The organism is Desulfocurvus sp., assembly GCF_023230885.1.
Taxonomy (GTDB): Bacteria; Desulfobacterota; Desulfovibrionia; order Desulfovibrionales; family Desulfovibrionaceae; genus Desulfocurvus.
On sequence record NZ_JALNWM010000213.1, the window covers coordinates 1 to 5,818 of the forward strand.

At 68.2% G+C, this 5,818-nt stretch carries 6 protein-coding genes; 2 read left to right on the top strand and 4 right to left on the bottom strand.

From position 1 onward, the window contains the following. From M0P34_RS13190 to M0P34_RS13200, 3 genes are all read right to left on the bottom strand, one after another. Positions 1-181: hypothetical protein (locus M0P34_RS13190; protein ID WP_291499898.1), on the bottom strand; the 181-nt coding region annotated here is incomplete at its 3' end. A gap of 742 nt (positions 182-923) precedes the next feature. After that, the gene (locus M0P34_RS13195; RefSeq protein WP_291499906.1) at positions 924-1,577 is read right to left on the bottom strand and encodes a hemolysin III family protein; all 654 of its coding nucleotides are present in this window, start codon (positions 1,575-1,577) and stop codon (positions 924-926) included. Positions 1,578-1,882: 305 nt separating this feature from the next. Then, entirely contained in the window at positions 1,883-2,317 is a 435-nt protein-coding gene (locus tag M0P34_RS13200; RefSeq protein WP_291499900.1) for a hypothetical protein, read from the bottom strand. Between the two features lie 188 nt (positions 2,318-2,505). Between M0P34_RS13200 and M0P34_RS13205 the strand changes: the two genes are divergently transcribed. Beyond that, entirely contained in the window at positions 2,506-3,153 is a 648-nt protein-coding gene (locus M0P34_RS13205; protein ID WP_291499903.1) for a methyltransferase domain-containing protein, read from the top strand. Between the two features lie 324 nt (positions 3,154-3,477). After that, the gene (locus M0P34_RS13210; RefSeq protein ID WP_291499908.1) at positions 3,478-3,636 is read left to right on the top strand and encodes a rubredoxin; all 159 of its coding nucleotides are present in this window, start codon (positions 3,478-3,480) and stop codon (positions 3,634-3,636) included. A gap of 390 nt (positions 3,637-4,026) precedes the next feature. On the opposite strand, the gene M0P34_RS13215 is transcribed toward M0P34_RS13210, so the two are convergent. After that, entirely contained in the window at positions 4,027-5,376 is a 1,350-nt protein-coding gene (locus M0P34_RS13215) for a diguanylate cyclase (RefSeq protein WP_291499904.1), read from the bottom strand. Between the last annotated feature and the right edge of the window lie 442 nt (positions 5,377-5,818).

The following is a 5,818-nucleotide window of genomic DNA, read 5'->3' on the forward strand; positions in this document are numbered from 1 at the left end:
CCAGGCGGCTGCGCACAAGCCGAGCCCCATCGGCGGCCATTCGGGGAATGTTCACGCGCACCTGGCTGAGCGCAGCGCTGGAGGCGCGGTCATAGGCTATATATCCCAGCCCGCCGCAGACCATGACCAAAAGGAGGACGAATCCTCCAACCATCTTTACGCCGACCGGCAGATTCTTCATTCCCGGCGCTCCTTGTTTTGGACGCACTTGTTTGTTCGCTTGGGCATGCAACGTGGCCGGATGCCGTCTTGCATCCTTGTTGCAGCGCTTCCTTTTCCCGGGGTGCCGCCCAGGCGGCAACAGCAAGTCGATGCCCCCGACGGGATCGACGATATTCTCCGGGAAATCCACCCCACCAACTATTCGGAAGCTAAACCCCAGTGTATTATGCCTAGCATGGTAAATGGTCAAGAAAAAGAGCCGTTGCGACAAAAAGAAGAAAACTGGCGAAAAAGAGGGACAAAAATGGCGCATTTCGGGAACCGGACCGGGCTCCGCCGGAGCGAATCGGCGCGGGGCGGACCTTCCGCCGCCACTCCCCCCAAAAAGCAGCCCCCCGCCGAAAGGCGGGGGGCTGCCAACGGCCCGGGGGCCCTCCGGGACTTCACGGCCGGTACGGCCCTGCGCGCGGGCGGCGGACCAGGGCCTTGCGCGCGTCCCGGTCCTGGTGGGAAGGCTTGGCCGGAGCCGGGGCTTGGCGGGGGCGGGGCGGGAGCCTGGGCTGGTCGAGGGGGGGGCTTGGGCGTGCGGAGCCTGCTGCCCGTGGGACATCCCGCAGTGGGACGAGGCTGGTCGAGGGGGGGCTTGGGCGTGCGGAGCCTGGGTTTGGCGGGAGGTGGCTCCGGCCGGTCCGCTCGCCCGGCTGCGCGCGGGGCGGGCGAGGCGTCGTCGCCCCCGCCCCGCGCGAAACAGCCGCCCGGCCTCAGCCCATGCGCGTCACATAGCGGTACATGACCCAGAAATGGGAGAAGGTGCCGAGCATGACCAGGATGTGGAATATCTCGTGGAAGCCGAAGCGGGCGGGCCAGGGATTGGGGCGCTTGAGGGCGTAGATGACCCCGCCCGCCGTGTAGAACAGGCCCCCGGCCAGCAGCCAGGCCAGGGCCCCGGGCTGCATGGCCCGCACCAGCGGATACACGCCCACCAGCACCAGCCAGCCCATGAGCACATAGGTGCCCGTGGACAGCCAGCGCGGGGCCTGCATCCAGAACAGCTTGAGCACCAGCCCCGCCACGGCCAGCCCCCAGACCACGCCGAACAGGCTCCAGCCCCAGGGCCCGCGCAGGGGGATGAGGCAGATGGGCGTGTATGTGCCCGCGATGAGGAAAAAAATCATGATGTGATCCCACTTGCGCAGGCGCGCGGTGCGCTTCTCGCCGTAGGGGATCAGGTGGTAGCAGGTGCTGGCCACATACAGGCCGATGGCCGTGGCCCCGAATACGGAAAACGTGACCAGGTGCCAGGGCTTGGCCGGGGAGGCCGACTCCACCAGCAGCAGCACCAGCCCGGCCACGGCCAGCAGCGCCCCGCCCAGGTGCGTCAACCCGCTCACGGGGTCGCGCAGTTTCCGCAACAGCTTCATCTCGATCACCTTCCTTCCGGGGGCGGCGCTTCGCGGGGTGCGTCACGGCTGCGGCCCCGGTCCAGGACCATCACCACCCTAGCCCAGGGCGGCCGGACGGTCCATTGCGGGCGCAACGAGCCGCCGCCCCGGCACGCGCCGCGCGCAGGGGGCAGACGGGCTCAGGCTCGGGCGCCGGGGCGACCTTGGGCGGCACGCGCCGCGCGCAGGGGGCAGACCCCTTTTCCATCCCGGCCGCCACAGCCCGGGCAACGCGCACAGCCGCGCACGACGCGCGCCCGCCCCAGGGCCGGGCCGGGTTATCCCAGCCGGAAGCGCACCCGCAGCACGCCGTTTTCAAAACTGTGGGAAACCAGGCGGAACGTGCCGATCTCCGCCGTGTTGGCCACATGCTCGCCAATGCACGGGCAGGCGTCATAGTCGCCCACGCGCACGATGCGCAGGGTCCGGCCCGCGTCCGGAGGCAGCCGGGCGAGATCGAAGAGGCGCCCGGCCTCCTCGCGGGACATGAATTCCTCGGTCACGGGCAGGTGGCGCGCCAGCACGGCGTTGACCCCTTCCTCCACGGCCTGCGCCTGTTCGGCAGTCGGCGGCGCGTCCATGTGGTAGTCGCATTTGGATTTGCCGGGGTTTATGTGCGTGCTGAAGGCGCGTCCGCAGCCAAGCAGGCGGACCATGGTCTGGTTGAGCACATGCTCGGCGGTGTGCATGGCGCGGTCTTTGGGCTGGCTCATGGGCTGTTCTCCTCGGCCCGAGGATAGGCCAGGGTCCGGGCCGGGTAAAGCCCCGGGCCGGAGGGCGCCGGATTTCCCCGCCCCCGGCCTCCCGCCCGGCCGCTCGTTGACAGCCCCGGCCCGTGCATCTACCCTGCCCCCGTCGGCCCGCCCCGCGCGGCGCCGCGCACCAGCGCCAGGGAGGCATCATGACCGAAACCACCGCCACCAGGACCGTGCTGCATGTGGGCTGCGGCGTGCAGAAGCCGGGCCGCCTGCACGCCATGTTCCGCGCGCCGGGCTGGCAGGAACTGCGCCTGGACCTGAACCCCGCCGCCCGCCCGGATTTCGTGGCCTCCATCACGGACATGGGCATTGTGGACACGGCCAGCATGGACGCGGTCTACTCCTCGCACAACCTGGAGCACCTCTTCCCCCACGAAATCCCCGCGGCCCTGGCCGAATTCCGCCGCGTGCTCCGGGACGACGGCCTGGCCCTGGTCACCCTGCCCGACGTGCAGACCGCGGCGGAGATCATCGCCGCCGGCCAGGCCACCAAGGCGCTCTACACCTCGCCCGTGGGCCCCGTGACCGCCCTGGACATCCTCTACGGCCACCACCGCCTGCTGGCTGGCGGCAACATGTTCATGCTCCACAAATGCGGCTTCACCGACGTGCTGCTGCACCGCGCCCTGAGGGCGGCGGGCTTCGGGTCCGTGCGCGTGCGCCGCGACCGGGCGACCTACAGCCTGTGGGCCCTGGCCCATGTCCAGCCCGGGCGCAACCAGGAGATCCCCGGCTTCGCCGTGGCCCCGGGCAGCGGCCCCGACTCCGCCCCGGGCGGCCCCTTCGGCTAGCGCCGTCCCGCAAGGCGCGGCGGCGCGGGCCGTTCCCGCCCCCGGCCCGCTGCGGCAGGGCAGCCTGTCTTCCGGGCCTGTTGCGTTTGGCCCGGGCTGCGGCGCCGGGGCTGGGCTCCGCCCTCCATTGCCGCCGCCAGCTGCCCAGCCCCGGGACCCGGCGGGCGGCGCGCCCTGTCCGCGCCGCCGCCGGATCAGGGGGCCGCATCGAAATTTCCCGCATTCCGCGCCCGCGCGCGGTTCCCTTTTTCCCCCGGTTGGGGTAGGCTATGCACAAAACCAGGGCTGGCCCCGCAACACGAACAAGGGAGACGCATCATGGCCATGGAACGTTGGGAATGCCCTTGCGGCTACATCTACGACCCCGCCGAGGGCGATCTGGAAACCGGCATCCATCCCGGCACCGCCTGGGAAGACCTGCCCGACGACTGGGTCTGCCCCAAGTGCGGCGCGGAGAAGGAATTCTTCGAAAAAATCGACTGATTCATCCCGCCCGCCGGGACGACACGGACGCCCCGCAGCCCCAAAGGCCGCGGGGCGCGCCGTTGCAGGCGCCCGGAAACGCGCGCCCTGCCCCGGGCGGCAACCAGCCTGAGCCAACAGCGGACGCCCCCGCGCTCGCGGGGAAATTCTCTCGTTCACGTCGCGGTTGCAGGAAGTCGGGACGACGCTCCCGCGCTTGCGGGACGGCCGCCGGGCACGGCCGTGGCCGACGGGAGGGGGTGCGCATGACCTCCCCGCGCGCAGGCCCCGGGAGATAACCCCGGGGGGCGCCAGGGCGGCGCGCATGACCTCCCCCGCGCGCAGGCCCCGGCATGCCTTTCCCCATTCGGGTTCGCCGGGATCGGCGTCCCCGCGCCCGCGGGGGCGGCCCTAGCAGGATTGCGCGGCCTGGATGTACGGGAAGAACTTCCGGTCTTCGGAAAGCAGGTGCTCCCGGATGATCCTCACGGCAACCAGCTCGAACAGCTCGGCCACGGAGGCCCGCCCGCCCTTGAACCTTTCGAGGGTCGCGCGCATGTCCTGGACCAGCGCGTGGTGTATCCTGTTGTGGGCGTCCGCCCCCGGGTACCCGGCGGCGCGGTAGGCCGCGCTCTCATCCCGGAAGTGGGCCTCCACCTCGGCCACAAGCCCCTTGGCCTGGGTGTCCACATGGTCGTCGGGCAGCCCGGAGACGATGGCCGAGAGCAGGTCGTTGGCGAGCAGGAACAGGTTCTGGTGCTGCCTGTCCACCAGGGGGCAGCCCGACTCGTATTCCTTTTTCCATTCCAGCCGCACGAACGAGGTCCGCATGCCGTCCCTGGCGGGCTGTTTCGCCCCCGGCGTCGCCCGCTCGGCCACAACCCTGTTGCGCCCCGTTTTCTTGGCCTCATACAGGGCGTCGTCCGCCTTTTTCAACAGCGCGTCCAACGACAGGTCGGGCTCCGTGAACGTGGCCATGCCGATGCTGACGGTGAACCGCACGGTTCCCGCCGGCGTTTCCACGGCCAGGCTTTCCATGCCCCTGCGCATGCGCTCGGCGAGCATCCCGGCGATTTCCGAATCCGTGTTCAGGAGCAGGGCGCCGAACTCCTCGCCGCCCAGGCGGCCGAACACGTCGACGCCGCGCAGGGACGCGCTGCACCCCCGAGCCATTTCGCGCAGAACCTGGTCTCCGACCTCGTGCCCGTAGGTGTCGTTTATCTTCTTGAAGTGGTCGATATCGATCATCATGATGGCCTGGGGTTCGCGGAACCGCCGCCCCCGGATGACCTCGCGCGTTGCCATTTCCATGAAATAACGCCTGTTGAAGACCCCGGTCAGCTCGTCCTCCCGGGCCATGCGGGCGAGCTCCGACTCCATTTCCTTTTTCCGGGTGATGTCTTGTATCTGCGAGATAAAAAAGCGCGGCGTCCGCTGCGGGGTCTTGACCAGGGAAACGCTGAGAAGCCCGTGGATGACGCGCCCCTCGCGGTGAAGATACCGCTTTTCCATCTGGTAGCTGTCGATCTCCCCCGCGAGCAGCTGATTCACGAACCTGAGGTCCTCCCCGAGATCGTCCGGGTGGGTGATGTCCTGGAAGGTCATGCCCATGAGCTGCTGCGGCGCGTAGCCCATCATCGCGCACAGGGCGTTGTTGACCTTGAGCCAGGTTCCGTCCGGGGCGACGATGGCCATGCCTATGGCCGCGTAGGTGAACGCGCTGAAGAACAGGGCGTCGTCGGTTTCGGTGAACTCGTTCATGCTCCAGGCCCCCTGGTGTTTCGCGGATGCGGCGGACGCAACTCCGGTGCGCGGGACTGCATCTTTTCCGTTCGGCGTTTATTTGTCGCCTGCACGGGGATGCAGGCTGCGCACCGTCCCGACTTGCTCCATCAGCACAGGAAACAAAATATCAAAAATGCCGACACGCACCGTTTGATGCTCACTGAAAAAGCAATTTCCGTTCTCTTGCTTCTCTGTACTATCTCAATATTAATTCTTATGGCGCGCCATAAAAGTCAAATAAAATAAACAAAAAAAACGCACAATTCATATTGCATCACTGGAATTTGCATTATTGATCGCCGCAGGCATCGGCAAAATGCCCTGGTGGCCGGTGGAAAACACTGGGCACGAAAAAAGCCGCACACCTGGCGCCCCGCATTTCCGGGCGCCGGGTGTGCGGCATGCAGCTCCGCCGGAC

Bases quoted from the DNA above. Each gene is read 5' to 3' on its own strand.
- M0P34_RS13215 (WP_291499904.1), bottom strand. From the start codon at position 5,376: ATGAACGAGTTCACCGAAACCGACGACGCCCTGTTCTTCAGCGCGTTC.
- M0P34_RS13205 (WP_291499903.1), top strand. From the start codon at position 2,506: ATGACCGAAACCACCGCCACCAGGACCGTGCTGCATGTGGGCTGCGGC.
- M0P34_RS13210 (WP_291499908.1), top strand. From the start codon at position 3,478: ATGGAACGTTGGGAATGCCCTTGCGGCTACATCTACGACCCCGCCGAG.
- M0P34_RS13200 (WP_291499900.1), bottom strand. From the start codon at position 2,317: ATGAGCCAGCCCAAAGACCGCGCCATGCACACCGCCGAGCATGTGCTC.